Below are 18,737 nucleotides of genomic sequence, written 5' to 3'. Positions count from 1 at the left end.
CCTCCGCCGAGGAGGGTTGCCCGAGCGGCCTAAGGGACCAGTCTTGAAAACTGTCGTGGCTTCGCGCCACCGTGGGTTCAAATCCCACACCCTCCGCGCGAGAACGGCCCCCGACCAGCAGCGATGCGGTCGGGGGCCGTCGCCGTTCCCGGGGGCCGGGGGCCTGGGGCCTGGGGCCGGGGTTAGGGCGGGAGGAGGCCGTGGGCGCGGGCGAGGGTGAGGGTGGCGAGGGTGAGGGCGTCGTCGAGGTGGCCGGTGGTGATCCAGTGGGGGAGGTCGGGGAGGGGGAGCCAGCGGGACTCGGTGACCTCTTCGGGGGTGAGGGGGGCGCCGGGGGTGGTGGTGACGGTGGCGTGGACGACGGCGACGGGGTCGGCGAGCAGGCCGGAGTCGGGGGTCATGGTGCCGAGGAGGGTGAACTCGGCTTCGGGGACGCCGAGTTCCTCGTGGAGTTCGGCGCGGGCGGTGACCAGCGGGTCGGCGCCGTGCGAGAAGCCGCGGGGCAGGCCCCACTGGAGGCGGCCGAGGGGGTAGCGGTAGGTGCGCACCAGGCCGACGGCCCCGTCGCGGACGGGGAGGACCACCACGCCGTGGCCCTCGCCGCGGTGGTGGATCCGCAGGTAGCGGCCGTCGGTGCCGTTCGGGAAGGCGACCTCGTCGTCGTAGACGTCGACGAAGCGGTTGCGGTAGGCGAGGACCTCGCGGGTGCGCCGGATGGCGTCCCGGTCTTCGGCCCCGTTCCTGTCCGGCCCGGGGGGCGTGGCGGTCATGGCGGTCAGCCTCTCACGTCGACGACCCGCCCCAGTGCGCACGCGGTCCCCCTGGTGCGGCGGCGTCCGGCGGCGGCCTGCTTGGTCTTGCCGTAGACCAGGCTGCCGACCGCGCCGACGGCGGTCGCCGAGTAGCTGAGCAGGCCGGGCAGGTGCCACGCCTCGGTGGCGAGGGCGGGGCCCACGGCGCCCGCGGCGGTCAGGGCCATCTCGACCAGGGAGCCGCCGCGGGTGGAGACCGCGACCCCGCTGCCGACGAGGGTGGCGACGTGGGCCAGGTGGGCGTCGAGCGCGGCCCGGGCGGCCCGCTGGTCCTCGGCGGCGCGCAGCGCGTCGACGCCCCGCCAGAACGGGGACCTGGCGCGGGGTTCGGCCCGGGCCCGCAGCAGGGCGGCGACCGCGTCGGTGGCGTTGGCGCGCAGGGCGGCGAGCCGGGCGCGGGCCTGGTCGTCGGTGAGTGCGGCGGCGGCGTCGAGTTCGATCCTGAACAGCGGGGGCGTCCCCTCCGCGGCGGGTGCCGGGGGCAGCCAGGCGGTGGGGTGGGTCCGGGAGCGGTACTGGGCGAGGGCGAGTTCCTGGGCGACGGCGCGGCCGGTCAGCCGGTGCTCGTCCAGGGCGAGGTCGGTGGAGAGGGTGGCGTCGGCGACGCCGATGGAGTCGACCACGATGACGTTGTAGAGGGTGTCGACGAACTCGACGAGCAGGGCGAGCGTCTCGGGGTCGCCGATGATCTGCGCGGGGCTGCGCCCGTCGGGGTCGCCGGGCCAGGGGAGCGGCAGGCGCAGCCGGCTGCGGTTGTCGAAGGACTCCGGGCGGTCGGTGCCGAGCAGGCGGATCGCGGCGGCCAGAGCGGCGTGGACGTCCCGCTGCTGCTCCGGCAGGTTCGCGGCGGAGCGGCCCATCGGCGAGGACGGGTCGGCCGCGCCGACCACCAGTTCGCCCAGCCGGTACGTGCGGGCGGGGGGCCTGGCGTCGACGGGCGGCCAGTCGAACTCGTCGGCGATCAGCCGCAGCCCGGCGGCCCGCTCGTCGTCCAGCCACGGGGCCCGGCGCAGCCGTTCGAAGTCGGCGGCGTGTTCGTGCAGTTCGCCGGGGTCGAGGTCGTGCGCGGCGGGGTCGTTGAGCTCGGGCAGCAGGCGGCTGAGGAACGGCTGCGCGGGGTCGGCGGTCCGGGCCCGGGCGAGCATCTGGTCGACGGCCTCCCGGTAGGACCGGGCGCCGTGCAGGTGGACCCGGAACGGGTGGTGGTCGGCGGCGGCGCCGGTCCTGGCCCGCAGGACGTCGGTGGCGACGCGCAGGAACGCGTACGAGTCGAAGGCGTACGACTGCGGGACGACGACGGTGCGGCCGAGCGCCAGTGTCATCAGCACCTCGGTGAAGACCTGCAGGTGCGCCTCCTCGGCGTACTCGCCGTCCGGCTCCCCGGGCCGGGGCCGCAGGATGCGGGTGGAGTCGAGCGACTCCAGGTACTGGTACTGGGTGGTGCCGGTGTGCGCCATGCGCGTCCCCCCTGGGTGCTGGCCTTCGGGACGGGACGCTACCCGGGGCCCCAGGGGGTGACCAGCCCCCGGCGGGCTCAGAACAGGGTGGGCGGGACGTCCGGGGCGGGGAGGCCGGGGAGGGCGTCCTGCCACAGGGTGGCCTCGGCGAGGGGGAGTTGGCGCATGCTGGCGGTGCAGAGGGTGAGGGAGCGGCGGTCGCGCTTGTGGTCGTGGACGACGCCGTAGCCGGTGCGGCGGGTGGGCATGAGGGCGACCGGGCGGTCGCAGTCGGGGCACTGGATCCGGGGTGCGCGCATGGGACCAGGGTGCCGGAGCGGACCGACACCGCGGGAGGGGGCGGCGGGCGGTTGTCCGGACGGGCGAGGGGGAGGAGAGTGCGGACGAGTCGAGTGGAGGTTGCCGTGAGTGGGTTGGTCGAACGGCTGCGGGCGGGTCTGCCGGACGGGGCGGTCGCGGTCGATCCGGACGTGACGGCCGCGTACGCGCGGGACATGGCCGGGTTCTGCGCGGCGGGGGACCCGGCGGTGCTGGTCTTCCCGGAGACGGTCGAGCAGGTGCAGTTCGTGCTGCGGACGGCGACCGAACTGCGGGTGCCGGTGGTGCCGCAGGGCGCCCGGACGGGCCTGTCGGGCGGGGCGAACGCGGTGGACGGCTGCGTCCTGCTGTCGCTGACCCGGATGGACCGGATCCTGCGCATCGACCCGGTCGACCGGATCGCCGTGGTGCAGCCGGGCGTGGTCAACGCCGAACTGTCCCGCGCCGCCGAGGCCCTGGGCCTGGCCTACCCGCCGGACCCGTCGAGCTGGGAGTCCTGCACCATCGGCGGCAACATCGGCACCGGCGCGGGCGGCCTGTGCTGCGTGAAGTACGGCGTGACCAGCGAGTACGTGCTCGGACTGGACGTGGTGCTGGCCGACGGGCAGCTGCTGCGGACGGGGCGGCGCACCGCGAAGGGCGTCGCCGGGTACGACCTGACCCGGCTGCTGGTCGGCTCGGAGGGCACGCTGGGCGTGGTGGTCGAGGCGGTGCTCGCGCTGCGGCCCGCGCCGGGGCCGCAGCTGGTGCTGGCCGCGGAGTTCGACTCCGTGGACGCCGCGGGGGAGGCGGTGTGCGAGGTGGTGGCGGCCGGGCACACGCCCTCGCTGATGGAGCTGATGGACGCCACCACCGTCCGGGCGGTGAACGAGATGGCCCGGATGGGGCTGCCGGAGTCGACCAGGGCGCTGCTGCTGGTGGCCTTCGACGGCCCGGACCGGCGGGAGCGGCTGGCCGCGGTCGGGGAGCTGTGCGCCGCGGCCGGGGCGACCGCCGTGGTGCCGGCCGAGGACCGGGCGGAGTCCGAGCTGCTGCTGCAGGCCCGGCGCCTGTCGCTGCCCGCATTGGAGCGGCTGGGCACCACGATGATCGACGACGTGGCGGTGCCGCGCAGCGCGCTGGCCGCGATGCTGAACGGCGTCGCGGAGATCGCCGACCGGCACCGGCTGACCATCGGCGTGGTCTCGCACGCGGGGGACGGCAACACCCACCCGGTGGTGATCTTCGACGCCCGGGACGAGGACGAGACGGCCCGGGCCCGGCGCTCCTTCGACGAGATCATGGCGCTCGGCCTGGAGCTGGGCGGGACGGTGACCGGTGAGCACGGCATCGGCCTGCTGAAGCGCGAGTGGCTGGCCCGGGAGCTCGGCCCGGTCGGGCTGGAGCTGCAGCGCCGGATCAAGGCGGCGTTCGACCCGCTGGGCATCCTCAACCCCGGGAAGGTGCTGTAACCCCGGGAAGGTGCGGTGAGCCCGGGGAGGCGCGGTGCACCGGGGGAGGCGCGGTGCACCGGGGATATCTGCCGACCATCATATTCAGTCATCCGGATGGTATGAGGATTTCGCGGAATGGCGAAATATCGACTTCGTGAGGCCATCGCACCCGAACGGGGCGTGAACTGACCGTTCGTGCGCCCAGGGGCTCGCACGACTCGCCGGAAACCCCGTCCGCGCGCCCGCCCGGACGGGGCTCCCGCTGCCGCCGTCCGGGCGAAACGGCAGCTGGTGGGCGGTGTGTCTGTCGACGAACCGATCGGCCCGGGATTATGCGCCACTGCCACCGCGTCACGCTAACGGGGGAAAAGGCTCGGCGGTGCTGGTGCTTTGTCGATTTGTTGCGGAAGTCTGTCCCTCGGCGTCGCAGCCCCCGGAGGATCGTCTGGCCACGGACTCCGGAACACCTTTCACCTGGCAGTACCGGCAAGAACCACGGAGGAAAACGCATGGCGCGCTTCCGCACCACACGCCTGGCCGCGCTGGTCGCGTCCGTCCCACTCGCGGCGGGTCTGCTGCTGGCCGGGGCGGGTGCCGCGGCGGCCGACAACGGTGCGGCTGCCGACCACGGCTCGAACAGCGGCGTGGTCTCGAACTTCGGCAGCGGCAACATCTTCGGATCGGTCGACGGCAACTACAGCTCCACCCAGCAGACGGCGACCGGCGCCGGTGCGTCGAACCAGAACAACACGCTCGGGGTGAAGGACAACTCGGGCTTCGTCTACGCCGACCAGTCCGACAAGAACTTCAACTTCGTCTTCGCGCCGGTCTACTCGTACTGACCCTCCGACGGGACGTGCGGACGGACCGGCGGGGGCGCCGGACCGGACGGAGCACGGACCGCCGGGGCACCCGGGAGTGGAAAGGGTCACCGCCTCGGGGCACACGACGAACGACGACGATCACCACCCCTCGGGGGCGCGGTGCCGCAACGGCGGCCGCCGCGCCCCCGAGGCGTTCACGGGCGGCGAGGCGGCGAGGTGGCGAGGCGGCCGGGCCGCGGGCCGCCTCAGCGGCGTGCGGTGAGCGTCGCCCCCACGCTGGCGGCGACCACGCAGCAGATGCCCAGCACCTGCGGCAGCCCCAGCACCTGGCCGAGCACCAGCAGTCCGACCAGGGCGCTGACCGCCGGGTCGAGGCTGACGACCACGCTGAACACCCGCTGCGACATCCGGCGCAGTGCGGTCATCTCCAGCGCGTACGGCAGCACCGGGAAGAGCAGGGCGACGCCCGCGACGGCGAGCAGCAGCAGGGCGGGGGAGCCGGATCCGGCCAGGCCGTGCACCGCCTCGGCGGCACCGAACGGGGCGAGCACCACGGTGCCGATGGTGAACGAGACCGCCAGGCCCTCGAAGCCCTTGAAGGCCGCGCCGACCTTGTCGGTGAACAGGATGTACCCGGCGTAGCAGGCCGCCGCGCCGAACGCGCAGGCCAGGCCGACGGGGTCGAGGCCGCCCCCGCCCCCGTCGCCGCCCAGCAGGGTGAGCAGGGCGACGCCCGCCGCGGCCAGCGCCGCCCACAGCACGTGCCCGGCGCGGCGGGCGAAGACCAGGGCGACGGCCAGCGGGCCGAGGAACTCGATGGTGGCGGCGGTGCCCATCGGCAGCCGGTCGACGGCGCCCGCGAACAGCAGGGTCATTCCGGCGGAGGCGACGCCGAGCAGCCCGGCCATCGCCAGGTCGCGCGGGCTGCGGCCGCGCAGCCGGGGGCGGGTGACGGCGAGCAGCACCACGGCGGCGAAGGAGATCCGCAGGAAGGTCGCCCCCGCCACGCCCAGCACCCCGAACAGCGGCTTGGACGCGGCCACGCCGAGTTGCACGGCCAGCATCGACACCAGGCACAGCACCGGCGCCGGCACGCTCCCCAGGCGCCAGCGCTGCTGCCGCTGCCGCTGCCGCCGCCCACCGTGCGGCCGTGTCCGGACCGCGCCGGAATCAACCTTGGAAATGGAGGCGATGCCCGGGAGTTCGCTTGTGCTTTCTGCGGTGAGGGAGGCTCCTGACATGTGATCGAGTTTGGCGTAAGGAGTGGAAATGGTCAAAGACGGTTACCGGCGGCCTGTGTCGCAGCGCCACCCGGGTGACCCGACGCCCCCGGCGGCGTGTCCTGCCGGACGGTCCGGCGCCGCGTCAGTAGTCCTGGAGGGATGCGCTACCTCGGCCCGGCGGCCCTGACGGCCGCGTCACTCGTCCTGCTGCTCGCCACCGACCAGGAGGCCGTCGGAATGCTGGCGGCCGGCCCGTCGGCCGCCCCCGCCCGGGCCGGAGCCCGACCCGCGTCCGCCACCGAACCACGGCAGGAACAGCAGCCGCGGCAGGAACAGCAGCAGCTCGCCCCCGAGCTCGCCGCCCAACGGCTGCCCGCCGTGGCGCACCAGGCCGCCCCGCTGACGGCCGCCGCGACCGCCGTGAACGCCGCGACCGCCGCCACGAACGCCGCGACCGCCACCGGGTCGGCCGCCGAGCCGCCGCCCGTCCGGCTGAGCCGCACGGTGCTGCCCGACCCGCTGCGCTCGCGTCGGGCCCCGCTGCCCGCCGAGGTGTTCACCGGCGCCGGGTTCGACGCCTGCACCGCGCCCCCGCTGGAGACCATGCGCGCCTGGTGGGGCACCTCCCCGTACGGCGCGGTCGGGATCTACACCAGCGGTCGGCAGCGGGCCTGCCCGCAGCCCCGGCTGACCGCGGCCTGGGTGCGCGAGGTCCGGGCGATGGGCTGGCAGCTGGTCCCGACCCACGTCGGGCGGCAGGCGCCCTGCATGGCGGCGAGCGGCAAGACGCAGCGGATCGACCCGGCGAAGGCGGTGCAGCAGGGCAAGGAGGAGGCGGCCGAGGCGGTGCGCGCGGTGAAGGACCTCGGGCTGCGCACCGGCACCCCCGTCTACCTGGACATCGAGGCGTACCCGCGCGGCGACTCGGCGTGCAGCCAGGCGGTGACGGACTTCACCGTCGGCTGGACGCAGGCCCTGCACCGGGCGGGCTTCCGCTCCGGCTTCTACTCCTCCACCGACGCGGGCATCGCCGACCTGGCCGCCGCCGCCCGGGCCGGGAGCGCGCCGCTGCCGGACGCGGTCTGGTACGCCCGCTGGGACGACCGGGCCACCACCACCGACGGCGCGGGCCGCCTCGGCGACGACCTGTGGGCCGACCACGCCCGGATCCACCAGTACCGCGGCAACGTCCAGGAGACGTACGGCGGCGCCGCGCTGACCGTGGACCGCGACCAGTTGGACGGTCCGGTCGCCCGCTGAGCGGGTAGGGGACCGGGAGGGAGGGCGCGGGAGCGCGCCCGGCCCGCCGCTCGGACGGGGTGCGCGCCCGGCCCGCCGCACCGCCACGCCCCGGACCCGGGCGGACACGCGCCGCGACCTGCGGGGAAGGGCTCGGTCTCATCTCGGTTGCGACTGCTGACAGCGGGGGCGCACCGGGGAAACAATCGGGGGAATCGCTTGCTACCTACGGGTAGCAACGTGCCGGCCGGTCAAGGAGGACCCGCGTGTACAGCACGATGCAGGACGTTCCGCTCACCGTCGCCCGAATTCTGCAGCACGGGTCCACCATCCACGGCCGGTCGACCGTCACCACCTGGACCGAGGACGGCCCCGTGGTGCGCACCTTCGCCGAGGTCGGGGCCCGCGCCGCCCAGCTCGCGCACGCCCTGCGCGAGGAGTTCGGGGTAGCCGGGGGCGAGCCGGTCGGCACCCTGATGTGGAACAACACCGAGCACCAGGAGGCGTACCTGGCGATACCGTCGATGGGCGCCGTCCTGCACACCCTGAACCTGCGGCTGCCCGCCCACCAGCTGGTCTACATCGTCGAGCACGCCGCGGACCGGGTGGTGATCGTCAACGGCTCGGTGCTGCCGCTGCTGGCCGCGGTGCTGCCGCAGCTGGCCGGGACGGTCGAGCACGTCGTGGTGGCCGGGGCGTACGACCCGGCGCTGCTGGCCGGGTTCGGCGGGACGGTGCACGACTACGAGGAACTGCTCGCGGGGCGGCCGACCGACTACCCGTGGCAGACCGACATCGACGAGAAGCAGGCCGCCGCGCTCTGCTACACCTCCGGCACCACCGGCGACCCCAAGGGCGTGGTCTACAGCCACCGCTCGATCTACCTGCACTCGATGCAGATCATCGCCGCCTCCAGCTTCGGCCTGACCGCCCGCGACACCGTGCTGCCGGTCGTCCCGATGTTCCACGTCAACGCCTGGGGCATCCCGCACGCGGCGTTCATGACCGGCGCGAGCCTGCTGATGCCGGACCGCTTCCTGCAGCCCGCGCCGCTCGCCGCGATGATCGACCGGGTCAAGCCGACCTTCGGCGCCGCCGTCCCGACCATCTGGACCGGCCTGCTGGACGAGCTGGACGCGGGCGACTACGACACCTCCACCCTGGAGACCGTCGTCATCGGCGGCTCGGCCTGTCCGCCCGCCCTGATGAAGGCCTTCGAGGAGCGGCACGGCATCCGGGTCATCCACGCCTGGGGCATGACCGAGACCTCCCCGCTCGGCACCGTCGCCCACCCGCCGGCCGGCGTCACCGGCGAGGAGGAGTGGGCGTACCGGGTCACCCAGGGCGTCTTCCCGTCCTCGGTGCAGGCCCGGCTGATCGGCCCCGGCGGCGAGGCGGTGCCGCACGACGGCGTCGCCGAGGGCGAGCTGGAGGTGCGCGGGCCGTGGATCGCCGGGGCGTACTTCGGCGGCGCGGGCAACGAGGCCGAGGCGCCCGAGGACAAGTTCAGCCCCGACGGCTGGCTGCGCACCGGCGACGTCGGCACCATCACCGCCGACGGCTACCTGACCCTGACCGACCGGGCCAAGGACGTGATCAAGTCCGGCGGCGAGTGGATCAGCTCGGTCGCGCTGGAGAACCACCTGATGGCCCACCCCGAGGTCGCCGAGGCCGCCGTGGTGGCCGTCCCGGACGAGAAGTGGGGCGAGCGCCCGCTGGCCACCGTGGTGCTGCGCCCCGGCGCCACCGCCGGGCTCCCCGAGCTGCGGGCCTTCCTGGCCGAGCGGGTCGCCTCCTGGCAGCTGCCGGAGCGCTGGTCGCTGATCGAGTCGGTGCCGAAGACCTCGGTCGGCAAGTTCGACAAGAAGGTGATCCGCGCGGACTACGCAGCCGACCGCCTCGACGTGACGGTGCTCGGCAAGGCGGACAAGGGCTGACGGCGGGCTCCTGACGGCCCTGGGCAGGAGGACCCCGGAAGCCGGTTCGGAATACCCCTGGGGGGTATAACGTTCATGGCGACCGGGGAACCCACCCGACCGGACGAGGAGGGCCGTCATGGAGCACAGCGCGCACGCCGGACACGAGCACCACGCGGGCCACGCGGGCCACCCGCACGTCCACCCCGGCGCCAGTTGGCGCACCGCCGCCCAGGCGACGCTGCACTGCCTCACCGGCTGCGCCATCGGCGAGGTGCTCGGGCAGGTGATCGGCGTCGGCCTCGGCCTGCACAACGGCGCGACCGTAGCGCTGTCGGTCGCGCTCGCCTTCGTGTTCGGCTACGCGCTGACCATGCGCGGCGTGCTGCGGGCCGGGCTGCCCTTCCGGGACGCGCTGAGGGTCGCGCTGGCCGCCGACACCGTGTCGATCCTCGTCATGGAGCTGATCGACAACGGCGTCATGGTGGCCGTCCCCGGGGCGATGGACGCGGGCCTCGGCCAGCCGCTGTTCTGGGCCTCGCTGGCCGGTTCGCTGGCGCTCGCCTTCGTGGTCACCGTCCCGGTCAACCGCTGGCTGATCGGCCGCGGCCGGGGCCACGCGGTGGTCCACGCCCACCACCACTGACCCCGGCCCGCGGTACGGCTCAGCGCCCGCCCGCGACGGTGTTGCCGGTGACCGACCCGTCGGTGCCGTCCACCGTCACCAGGTGCCGGACGCCGTCCGCGCCGAGCACCTCCACCGCCCAGGAACTGCCGCCGCCCTCGCGGCCGACCACCTCCAGCGCGGCCACCTTGCCGTCCGGGACGGCCGCGGCGGCCTTGGCCAGCGCCTGGTCGGCGGGGACGGCCGGCAGCGCGGCGGGGGCGAGCCGCCCGTCCGCGCGGCCGTCGGCCCCGGGGCGGAACGGGCCCTCCGGCAGCTCGCCGTCGCCGCCGACGACGGCCCGGACGGAGCCGTCCTCGCCGCGGACCACCAGCGTCCCGGGCGCACCCGGCAGCCCGGGGAGGCCCGGGACTTCGACGCCCGGCACCTTCACGGCGTGGGCCCGGTCGAACACGGGCCTCCCGCGATCGTGGTGCCGCTCCAGCGCGGCCCCCGCCTCGACGGCCACCACGCCCAGCACGACCACCGCGGCGGCGCCCAGCACCCACCGCACCTCGCGCCGCCGCGGCAGCCGCAACGAACGCCGCCGCGCGGCCCCGGCGGGCTCGGTGGGCTCGGGCAGCGGGGACTTGGTCAACTCGGTCGGCCCGGAAGCGGCTTCGGACGCGGGCCCGGGCTTGGGTCCGGGCTCGGGCTCGGGCTCGGACGCGAACTCCGGCGACTGCGGTTCGGACATGTGGGTGCGACCCCCTCGTGGGACTGCGGCCGGGGACCGATCCCGTCCGGCCGGGCGCCCAGCATGCCGCCACCCGCCTGAAGCCCACCTGAAGCCGCCCTGTCCGTCCCGGCGGGCGCCTGCGACGCTGTCCCCCATGCGCGTACTGGTGGTGGAGGACGAACGGCGGCTCGCCGCCACGCTGCAGCGCGGGCTGCGGGCCGAGGGCTTCGCCGTCGACCTCGCCCACGACGGCGAGGAGGGGCTGTGGGCGGCGACCGAGCACGACTACGACGTGATCGTGCTCGACATCATGCTGCCCCGGCTGAACGGCTACCGGGTCTGCGCCCGGCTGCGGGCGGCCGGTGACGACACCCCGATCCTGATGCTCACCGCGAAGGACGGCGAGCTCGACGAGGCCGAGGCCCTGGACACGGGGGCCGACGACTTCCTCTCCAAGCCGTTCTCGTACGTGGTGCTGGTGGCCCGGCTGCGCGCCCTGGTCCGCCGCACCGGGCGCCGCCTGCCGCAGACCCTGGAGTTCGGCGACCTGGCGATCGACCCGGCCCGCCGGACGTGCACCCGGGCGGGCACCGAAGTGCGGCTCACCGCAAGGGAGTTCGCGGTGCTGGAGTGCCTGGCCCGGGCGTCCGGCGGGGTGGTGTCCAAGCGGGAGATCCTGGAGAGCGTCTGGGACTCCGCGTTCGACGGCGACCCCAACATCGTCGAGGTGCACATCAGCGCCCTGCGCCGGAAGATCGACGCCCCGTTCGGCCGCAGCGCGGTCGGAACGCTCCGCGGGGCGGGCTACCGGCTGGCGGTGGACGGTGGCTGACCGGGCGCGGCGCCAAACCCTGCACCAGGCCCTGCGCCGCGCCCTGCGCCGCCTGGTGCCGCGCTCGGTGCGGGCCCGGGCGACCTTCGCCGCCACCGCCGTGGTGGCCCTCGCCCTGGGCGGGACGGCGCTGGCGCTGCTCGGCGTGCTGCAGGCCAACCTGACCCGGGACGTCCGGGAGAGTGCCGTCCGGCAGGTCGACGAGGTGGCCGCGGTGGCGGTGCGCCAGCACCTGCCGCCGGTCATCTCGAACCCCGGCGGCGGTTCGCTCCGGGTGTTCGACGCCGAGGGGAACCTGATCTCGGCCACCCTGGACGCGCTGCCCCGGCCCCTCCCCCCGGTCCCCCTCCCGCCGTCCGTCCCCGACCTCGACGAGGACAGCGTGACGCCGTTCGAGCGCCGGCTCCCGCGCCGGGGCGACGAGCAGGAGATCGTCAAGCTGGTGGACGGCAGCGGCCGGCGGGTGGTCTCGACGTCCGTCTCCGGCCCGGACGGGCAGGTCACCATCTACGCCTCGGTCTCGCTGGGCCCGGTGGACGCGGCCAACCGGACCGCCACCGCCGCGCTCGCCGTCGGACTGCCGCTGCTGGTCGCCCTGGTGGCGCTGGTGACCTGGCGGGTGACCGGCCGGGCGCTGCGCCCGGTGGAGGCGATCCGCTCCGAGGTCGCCGAGATCACCGGCCACGACCTGCACCGCCGGGTGCCGGTGCCGGACACCGGGGACGAGGTCTCCCGGCTGGCCGTCACCGTCAACTCCACCCTGGACCGGCTGGAGGACGCCGGGCAGCGCCAACGCCGCTTCATCGCCGACGCCTCGCACGAACTGCGCAGCCCCATCGCCGTGCTGCGCACCCAGCTGGAGGTCGCCCTGGCCCATCCCGACCCGGAACTGTGGCCGGAACTGCTCGCCGACGCCCTGCAGGACACCGTCCGCCTGCAGGACCTCGCCGCGGACCTGCTGCTGCTGGCCCGGCTGGACGCCGCCGACCCGGTCGCCACCGAACTCCTGGACCTGGACGTGCTGTTCGCCGACGTGCTGGACGCCCGGCCCGCCGACCGCGTCCCGCTGCGGGCCGAACTCGCGTCCGAGGCAAGGGTGCTGGGCAACCGCACCTGGCTGACCAGGCTGCTCACCAACCTGGTGGACAACGCCCAGCGCTACGCGGACGGCCTGGTGGAGGTCCGACTCGCCGTCGAGGAGGGCGGGGTGGTGCTGGAGGTGTGCGACGACGGCCCGGGCATCCCGGAGCCGGACCGGGAGCGGGTGTTCGAGCGGTTCACCCGGCTCGACGACGCCCGCAGCCGCGAACTCGGCGGCGCCGGGCTGGGGTTGGCCATCGCCCGGGACCTCGCCGAGCACCACGGCGGCACCCTGGCCGCCGAACGCCCGACCCGCGCCGAATACCCGACCGGCACCGAACACCCTTGCGGCGCCCGCCTAGTGGCCCGGCTCCCATCGGCCGGGCCACTCCCGCAAGGCAGTTGACGAGACGTCAGTGCGAGGCGCCGCTGCCCGCCGTCACGGCCTGGCCCAACATCCCGACCCGGGCCAGCAGTTCGACGATCCGGCCCTGCACGTCCTCGGTGGTGGAACGCTCGGCGAGGAACAGCACGTTCTCGCCGGTGCGCAGCCCGGCCCTGGCCTGCGGGTCCAGGTCGGCCGAGGTGTAGACGACCAGCGGGGTGCGGTGCAGGCGGTCGTTGGCGCGCAGCCAGTCGAGCAGCCCGAGGTGCTGGCGCTCGATCCGCTGCAGGTCCAGCACCACCAGGTTCGGCTGGATGCTGCTGGCCCGGGCCACCGCCTCGTTCTCGTCGGCGGCGTGCTCGACGTGCATGCCGCGCCGCTCCAGGCTGGCCACCAGCGCGGCCGCGACCTCCGGGTCGGACTCCACCAGCAGCACCCGGGCCGCGTGGTTCTCGCCGTCCCGGGGCGCGAGCGCCCGCAGCAGCACTGCCGGGTCCGCGCCGTACGCGGCGTCCCGGGTGGCCTGGCCGAGCCCGGCGGCCAGCAGCACCGGCACCCGCCCGGCCAGGGCGGCGGTGCGCAGCGACTGCAGCGCGGTGCGGGTGATCGGGCCGGTCAGCGGGTCGACGAAGAGCGCGGCGGGGGTCTGCGGCACCTGGGCGTCCACCTCCTCGCGGGAGGCGACGACGACCGGGCGGAAGCCGCGGGCCTCCAGCGCGCCCCGGGTGGACGGGTCGGGCTCGGGCCACACCAGCAGCGGGCGCGGGCCGTCCGGCGCCTGCTCGCGGGCGGGGGCGAGCTCGGCCATCGGCCGGGGCGGGGTGCGCCCCTCGACCGCGGCGCCGCCGGGCAGCGCCAGGGCCGCCCCCGGCCCGCCGCCCTCGCCGGGGCCGCCCTGCGGGGCCTGGCCGTTCAGGCGCTGCCCGTTCAGTGCCGTGGGGTCGACCGCGGGCGGGGTGCTCCCGGCGGCGGGCAGCGCGTTCGCGGCGGGCGCCTGACCGGGAGCCGGAGGGCCGGGGAACGCGGACGGGAAGGCGGCCTGGAAGCCGCCCATCGGCCGCGGCGGCAGCAGCTCGCCGAGCCCGCTGCCGACCGGCTGCGGGCGCTGCTCCCCGGCGGCGTCCGCGGCGGGCAGCGCCGCGGCGGCGGGCCGGGCGACCTCCAGCGCGGCGGACTCCGGCGCGCCGGACGGCGGCGCGGACGGCTGCGGCGGGGCGGCGGGCGCCTCGGGACCGCCCGGTGCGCCCGGCGCGGGGTCGGCGGCGGGGACGGGCGGCAGGACCGTCGTGACCTCCTCCGCGCTCTCCGCGAGGTCGGCGGGCAGCGCGAGCCGCCGCCGACGCCCGGTGGGCTGGGCGGTCGGCGTGACCGGTTCCGGCGTGGAAGCGGCCAGGGCGCTCTCCAGGCCGGGGTAGACGGGCGTCCCGGGGTCCGGCACGCCGGGGATGTGCAGCGCCCCGGAGCCGTCCCCGGCCGCGGCCTGCGCGGAGGCGGCCCGGCGGGCCCGCCGCCCGGAGCGGCCGCCGCCCTCGCCGCCGGAGGTGTCGTCCGCGGACGACGGCCCGGCACCGAGCGCGATCGGCCCGCGCGGGGCCTGCCCGGGCTGCGCCGCGTCCGGTGCGTCCGGAGCGCCGGGGGCACCAGGGGCGTTCGGCGCGTCCGCGGTGCGGGCCCGGCGCCGTCCGGAGCCCTGGGTGTCGTCGGCGCGCGCCTCGGCCCCGGCCCCGGTCTCGTCCTCCGCGGCCGCTGACGGCGTGTCACCGGCCGGTCGGAGCTCGGGCGGGACGCCCTGGCCCGGCAGGTCCGGGATCATCGCGGTGTCGGAGTCCTCGGGGACGTGCTGCTGCTTGTCCGGCGCGCCGGACGCCTCGCCGTCGGGGTCGAGCGGCAGTTCCACCACGTAGGTGGCCCCGGCCCCGGCGGGCAGGTCGTGGCGCTGCAGCACCCCGCCGTGCCGCTGGACGGCGGCCCGGGCGATCGGCAGGTGGACGGCGCTGGAGCTGCGGGCGGGGCCGCGGACCTCGACCCGGGCGACGTCGCCGCGCCGGGCGGCGGCCAGCACCACCATGGGCGGCTGCTCGCCGGCCGGTGCGGGCCCGGCGAACGGCACCCCGGCGGGGGCGGCCTCGCCCTCGGCCCGGGCGGGCCCGGGGGCGGGCGTGACGCCGCTGACGTCGGCGACCAGGTGGGCGAGCGCCTGGGCGAGCCGCTCGCGGTCGGCGAGCACCTTCACGGCGGCGGCGTGCACCGAGTAGCGGACCCGGCCGGGCCCGACCAGCTCCCCGGCCCGGTCGACGGCGAGCTGCACGACCTCGTCCAGGCCGACCCGCTCGCGCTCCAGGGCGGCCTTGCCGCGGTCGGCGGCGGCCTCGAAGCGCTGGTGCTCCAGGACACCGTCGATCAGCTTCCCGAACCGGCGGCACTCGTCGGCGAGCCGGCGCAGCGTCCAGTTGGCCTCGGGCCACAGCTGCCCGGCGGGGTCGGCGGCGAGGGCGTCGATCCGGCCGTGCAGCGCGGTGAGGGCGCCGCCGAGCTCGGTCTCCAGGACGGCGGTGAGGTGCTCGTTGCGGGCGGCGAGGGCGAGCTCGCGGGTGCGGTCGGTGAAGGTCATCACGGCGCCGACCAGCTGCTCGCCGTCCCGGACCGGGGCGGTGGTGAGGTCGACGGTGACCGGGCGGCCGTCCTTGCGCCACAGCACGGTGTTGCGGATCCGGTGCTTGCGGCCGGAGTGCAGGGTGTCCATCAGCGCGGAGCTCTCGGCGGCCAGCGGGCTGCCGTCGGGCTGCGAGTGCTGGATCAGCGGGTGCAGCTCGCGGCCGCCGAGCTCGCTGGCCCGGAAGTCCAGGATGTGCGCGGCGGCCGGGTTGACCAGCACCACGCGGCCCTCCAGGTCGACGCCGAGGACGCCCTCGGCGGCGGCCCGCAGGATCATCTCGGTCTGCTTGTGCTGGCGCCGCAGCTCGGTCTCCACCCCCAGCCGGGCCGACATGTCGCGGACCAGGAGCAGCAGCAGCCCCTGGTCGTTGGTGCTGAAGGACAGGAAGCCGTGCGCCTCCCCGCCGCCCTCGTCGGTGAAGTCGTTGCCGGACACCTCGACGGTGAAGGCGGTGCCGTCGGTGCGGCGGGCGGTCATTCGGACCGGTCGGTCCAGGCTCTCGGTCTCGCTCGCGGGGGGCCGCATGGAACCCGGGATCCGACTGGGGTCGAACTCCGGCAGCAGGTCCAGCACGCCCATTCCGACCAGCGAGGTGCCGGGTGCCTGCAGGCTCTCCACGGCGGCCTTGTTGACGTCGACCACGGTGCCGTTGCTGTTCACCAGCAGCAGCGGGTCGGGCAGTGCATCGAGTATCGCGGCGAGGCGAGCAGCGCCTCGGGTCGGCCTGCTGCTCACGTCGACAGGTCTCCTCACGGCTTCGGGCCGCCGCTGCGACGGGCGGCTCTGGCTCTCCTCGGAGACCGAAGTATCTCATTCTTCTTTGCGCCGTGGACGACCCGGCCAGTATCGTTGTGGTGGTTGGTGCCGGGGCCGTCGGCTATGGCATCATCTCAGTCGCACGGAACGCGCCGGAGTGCCGGTCGCGGTCCGGGTGTTGGAGGCGTCGCCTAGTCCGGTCTATGGCGCCGCACTGCTAATGCGGTTTGGGCTTTACCGTCCATCGAGGGTTCAAATCCCTCCGCCTCCGCTCACCGGGAGCCCCGTCGGTCACTGACCGGCGGGGCTCCTGCGTTCTCCCGCAGGGCTCCGGCGGGCTCCGGGCGGGGTCTGGACAGGGCCCGGACCGGGCCGTCGGCAATCAATTTCGCCCCAGGTCGCAGGTCATGTAATGTTGTCCCCGCACCGCCCAGGAGGCCAGTCCGCCGGGGCGAGCGCTCATAGCTCAACGGATAGAGCACTTGACTACGGATCAAGAGGTTGCAGGTTCGAATCCTGCTGAGCGCACCAAACTCCGCTCGCGGCCCCGCAAGGTGCCGTCCGAGCGCTCATAGCTCAACGGATAGAGCACTTGACTACGGATCAAGAGGTTGCAGGTTCGAATCCTGCTGAGCGCACCAGCCGAAGGCCCCGGGTTCCCGCCCGGGGCCTTCGTCGTTCCCGCGGTCCCCGGTGCGGTCGTCGGCCCTGCCGTCCCCCGTTGTGGTGGTCGGGGGGCGGCAGGGCCGGCGTCAGCCGAGTTCGGTCCGGTTGATCCAGGGCACGTCGCGCTCTTCGAGGAACCACTCCGCGGGGGTGAGCGGGCGGCTGCGGTTGAAGGTGGGCGTGGCCGGGTCGTGCCGGAGGTGCTCGGGTTCGGCGCCCTGCTCCAGGAGTTGGGCGCCGAGGGTGGGGACGAGGTCGGGCGGGCCGGACAGGTGGATGTCGTGGCCGGAGCAGTCCCCGTACTCCCGCAGCCCCTCGCGCAGCAGCCGGGCGGCCTCGCTGCGGGAGGCGCCGCGTTCGGGTGCGGCGAGCACGGCGTGCAGCCAGGCGTGTTCCTTGACCATGGCGTGCACGGTGTCCAGGTCGTACTGGTCCTCGTCCCCGCGGGCGGCGACGAAGACCGTGGCGGGCCGTCCGCCGTCCTGGGCGAGCTGTTCCAGCAGGGCCTTGACCGGGGCCCAGCCGGTTCCGGCGGCGACCATCAGCAGCGGCCGGTCGGAGCCGGGGGCGAGGACGGCCTCGCCGAGCGGCGGCCCGAGCCGGACGCTCTCGCCGAGCCGGACGTCGTTGACCAGCGCGGTGGACACCTGCCCCTCGGGCACCCGGCGGACGTGCAGTTCCAGGGTGTTGTCGGGACGGGGGGCGCAGGCCAGCGAGTAGGGCCGCCAGACCTGCGGGCGACGGTCGGAGCAGACCGTCAGGTACTGGCCCGCGGTGTACGGGTACGGCCGGTCGGGCCGCAGGGTGAGCACCGCGAGGTCGGGGGTGGCCCGGCGGCGGTCGACGATCTCCGCGTTCCACCAGCGGGGGACGGAGTCGGGGACGGCCGCGGCGGCGTCGATCATGGCCTGCGAGATCACGGTGAAGGCCTCGATCCAGGCCTTCTCGATCTCGGGGGTCCAGTAGTGGCCGGAGAAGTGCTTGAGCGCGGCGATCAGGCTGGCCCCGACGGCGGGGTAGTGCTCGGGCGCGGCCTGGAACTTGCGGTGGTCACGCCCGAGCGCCGCCAGGTAGCCGGTGAGTTTCTCCGGTTCCTCCAGCCGCAGCACGAGTTGGGTGAGCGCGGCGAAGAGGCGGTCGCGCTGTTCGGCGAGCCTGGCCGGGAAGAGCTCTTCGACACCTGGGTTGTTGGTGAACAGGTGGGCGTAGAAGAACTTGGTCAGCTGATCGGCGCGGCGCTCGACGACGGCGAAGCTGGCGCGGATGACCGCGGGGTCGAAGGGCACCGGGGGGCTCTCAGCCCGCGGCTTCTTCGGTGAGCGCCGCGCTCATGACATCCGTGATGACGCCGTAGAGCGCCGTCCACGCGGCTTCGATCTCCGGAGTCCAGGCGTCGCCGGCGAAGTGCGCGAGGGAGGCGAGCAGGCTGGCGCCGACGGCGGGGAAGTGCTCGGGGAGGGCGCCGTACCCGGCGTGCCGGCGGCCCAGGCCCTGGAGCACGTTGACCACGGTGTCGGTGTCCTCGAGCTTGTTGACCAGGGTGCCGATGGCGGCCCAGAGGCGGTCCTGCTGCTCGTTCATGTGCTCGGCGAAGAGCTTGCGCACGCCCGGGTTGTGCTCGAACAGGTGTGCGTAGAAGTAGGCGGTGACCTCGCTGCCGTGGGGCTCGACGGCGGCGAAGCTGGACTTGATGAGAGTGGGATCAATCGTCACGCCCGCCGACTCTACTGATAAACCCACCAATTCGAACAGGGCAGTGTGACCGCAGGTCAACAAGTGGGCGGTAGCGTCCGATTG

15 protein-coding genes and 4 tRNA genes are annotated in these 18,737 nt (G+C 75.1%); 11 read left to right on the top strand and 8 right to left on the bottom strand.

Annotation, left to right across the window (positions count from 1 at the left end):
• The first annotated feature begins 10 nt into the window (after nucleotides 1-10).
• Nucleotides 11-96 (top strand) — tRNA-Ser (locus OO57_RS01335).
• An 86-nt stretch (nucleotides 97-182) separates the two neighbouring features.
• On the opposite strand, the gene OO57_RS01330 is transcribed toward OO57_RS01335, so the two are convergent.
• From OO57_RS01330 to OO57_RS01320, 3 genes are all read right to left on the bottom strand, one after another.
• On the bottom strand, nucleotides 183-770 hold the full coding sequence (locus OO57_RS01330; RefSeq protein ID WP_051776336.1) for an NUDIX hydrolase: 588 nt from the start codon (nucleotides 768-770) through the stop codon (nucleotides 183-185).
• A 5-nt stretch (nucleotides 771-775) separates the two neighbouring features.
• Nucleotides 776-2,269 carry a hypothetical protein gene (locus OO57_RS01325; protein WP_033250334.1) on the bottom strand — a complete coding sequence of 498 codons (1,494 nt, stop codon included), beginning with the start codon at nucleotides 2,267-2,269 and terminating at the stop codon, nucleotides 776-778.
• Between the two features lie 77 nt (nucleotides 2,270-2,346).
• Nucleotides 2,347-2,568, bottom strand: a complete 222-nt coding sequence (locus tag OO57_RS01320) for a hypothetical protein (RefSeq protein ID WP_033250333.1) — start codon at nucleotides 2,566-2,568, stop codon at nucleotides 2,347-2,349.
• A gap of 105 nt (nucleotides 2,569-2,673) precedes the next feature.
• Between OO57_RS01320 and OO57_RS01315 the strand changes: the two genes are divergently transcribed.
• Nucleotides 2,674-4,038, top strand: coding sequence for an FAD-binding oxidoreductase (locus tag OO57_RS01315; protein WP_033250332.1), 1,365 nt, complete (start codon nucleotides 2,674-2,676; stop codon nucleotides 4,036-4,038).
• A gap of 491 nt (nucleotides 4,039-4,529) precedes the next feature.
• Nucleotides 4,530-4,862 carry a hypothetical protein gene (locus OO57_RS01310; protein WP_033250331.1) on the top strand — a complete coding sequence of 111 codons (333 nt, stop codon included), beginning with the start codon at nucleotides 4,530-4,532 and terminating at the stop codon, nucleotides 4,860-4,862.
• Nucleotides 4,863-5,089: 227 nt separating this feature from the next.
• Here the strand turns inward: OO57_RS01310 and OO57_RS01305 are convergent, their stop codons facing one another.
• Entirely contained in the window at nucleotides 5,090-5,938 is an 849-nt protein-coding gene (locus tag OO57_RS01305; protein ID WP_158714994.1) for an EamA family transporter, read from the bottom strand.
• 288 nt (nucleotides 5,939-6,226) lie between these two features.
• Here OO57_RS01305 and OO57_RS01300 point away from each other — a divergent pair, with 288 nt between their 5' ends.
• From OO57_RS01300 to OO57_RS01290, 3 genes are all read left to right on the top strand, one after another.
• The gene (locus OO57_RS01300; protein ID WP_051776333.1) at nucleotides 6,227-7,327 is read left to right on the top strand and encodes a DUF1906 domain-containing protein; all 1,101 of its coding nucleotides are present in this window, start codon (nucleotides 6,227-6,229) and stop codon (nucleotides 7,325-7,327) included.
• 245 nt (nucleotides 7,328-7,572) lie between these two features.
• Nucleotides 7,573-9,243, top strand: coding sequence for a long-chain fatty acid--CoA ligase (locus OO57_RS01295; RefSeq protein ID WP_033250330.1), 1,671 nt, complete (start codon nucleotides 7,573-7,575; stop codon nucleotides 9,241-9,243).
• A 118-nt stretch (nucleotides 9,244-9,361) separates the two neighbouring features.
• A complete protein-coding gene (locus OO57_RS01290) occupies nucleotides 9,362-9,868 on the top strand; it encodes a DUF4396 domain-containing protein (RefSeq protein ID WP_033250329.1) in 507 nt (168 codons plus the stop codon).
• A gap of 19 nt (nucleotides 9,869-9,887) precedes the next feature.
• Here OO57_RS01290 and OO57_RS01285 read toward each other — a convergent pair whose 3' ends face one another.
• Complete coding sequence (locus tag OO57_RS01285; protein WP_033250328.1) at nucleotides 9,888-10,583, bottom strand: hypothetical protein; 696 nt, start codon at nucleotides 10,581-10,583, stop codon at nucleotides 9,888-9,890.
• A 136-nt stretch (nucleotides 10,584-10,719) separates the two neighbouring features.
• Here OO57_RS01285 and OO57_RS01280 point away from each other — a divergent pair, with 136 nt between their 5' ends.
• Together OO57_RS01280 and OO57_RS01275 are read left to right on the top strand one after the other, a co-directional pair.
• A complete protein-coding gene (locus OO57_RS01280; RefSeq protein WP_033250327.1) occupies nucleotides 10,720-11,397 on the top strand; it encodes a response regulator transcription factor in 678 nt (225 codons plus the stop codon).
• Nucleotides 11,390-12,883: a sensor histidine kinase gene (locus tag OO57_RS01275; RefSeq protein WP_051776331.1), complete on the top strand. Its 1,494-nt coding sequence runs from the start codon at nucleotides 11,390-11,392 to the stop codon at nucleotides 12,881-12,883. Before OO57_RS01280 ends, OO57_RS01275 begins: the two co-directional genes overlap by 8 nt.
• Before the next feature lie 7 nt (nucleotides 12,884-12,890).
• On the opposite strand, the gene OO57_RS01270 is transcribed toward OO57_RS01275, so the two are convergent.
• Nucleotides 12,891-16,253 carry a PAS domain-containing protein gene (locus tag OO57_RS01270; protein ID WP_051776329.1) on the bottom strand — a complete coding sequence of 1,121 codons (3,363 nt, stop codon included), beginning with the start codon at nucleotides 16,251-16,253 and terminating at the stop codon, nucleotides 12,891-12,893.
• A gap of 201 nt (nucleotides 16,254-16,454) precedes the next feature.
• Between OO57_RS01270 and OO57_RS01265 the strand changes: the two genes are divergently transcribed.
• From OO57_RS01265 to OO57_RS01255, 3 genes are all read left to right on the top strand, one after another.
• Nucleotides 16,455-16,545: transfer RNA gene (locus OO57_RS01265), tRNA-Ser, on the top strand.
• Nucleotides 16,546-16,729: 184 nt separating this feature from the next.
• Nucleotides 16,730-16,805 (top strand) — tRNA-Arg (locus OO57_RS01260).
• A gap of 34 nt (nucleotides 16,806-16,839) precedes the next feature.
• Nucleotides 16,840-16,915: transfer RNA gene (locus OO57_RS01255), tRNA-Arg, on the top strand.
• 111 nt (nucleotides 16,916-17,026) lie between these two features.
• Here OO57_RS01255 and OO57_RS01250 read toward each other — a convergent pair.
• Entirely contained in the window at nucleotides 17,027-18,226 is a 1,200-nt protein-coding gene (locus tag OO57_RS01250; RefSeq protein ID WP_051776327.1) for a globin domain-containing protein, read from the bottom strand.
• Between the two features lie 10 nt (nucleotides 18,227-18,236).
• Nucleotides 18,237-18,653 (bottom strand): globin family protein, encoded by a 417-nt coding sequence (locus tag OO57_RS01245; protein WP_033250326.1) that lies wholly within the window; start codon nucleotides 18,651-18,653, stop codon nucleotides 18,237-18,239.
• Nucleotides 18,654-18,737 lie beyond the last annotated feature (84 nt).

Source organism: Kitasatospora phosalacinea (genome assembly GCF_000717185.1).
GTDB classification, from domain to species: Bacteria; Actinomycetota; Actinomycetes; order Streptomycetales; family Streptomycetaceae; genus Kitasatospora; species Kitasatospora phosalacinea_A.
This window is presented reverse-complemented; position numbering and strand designations above follow the sequence as displayed.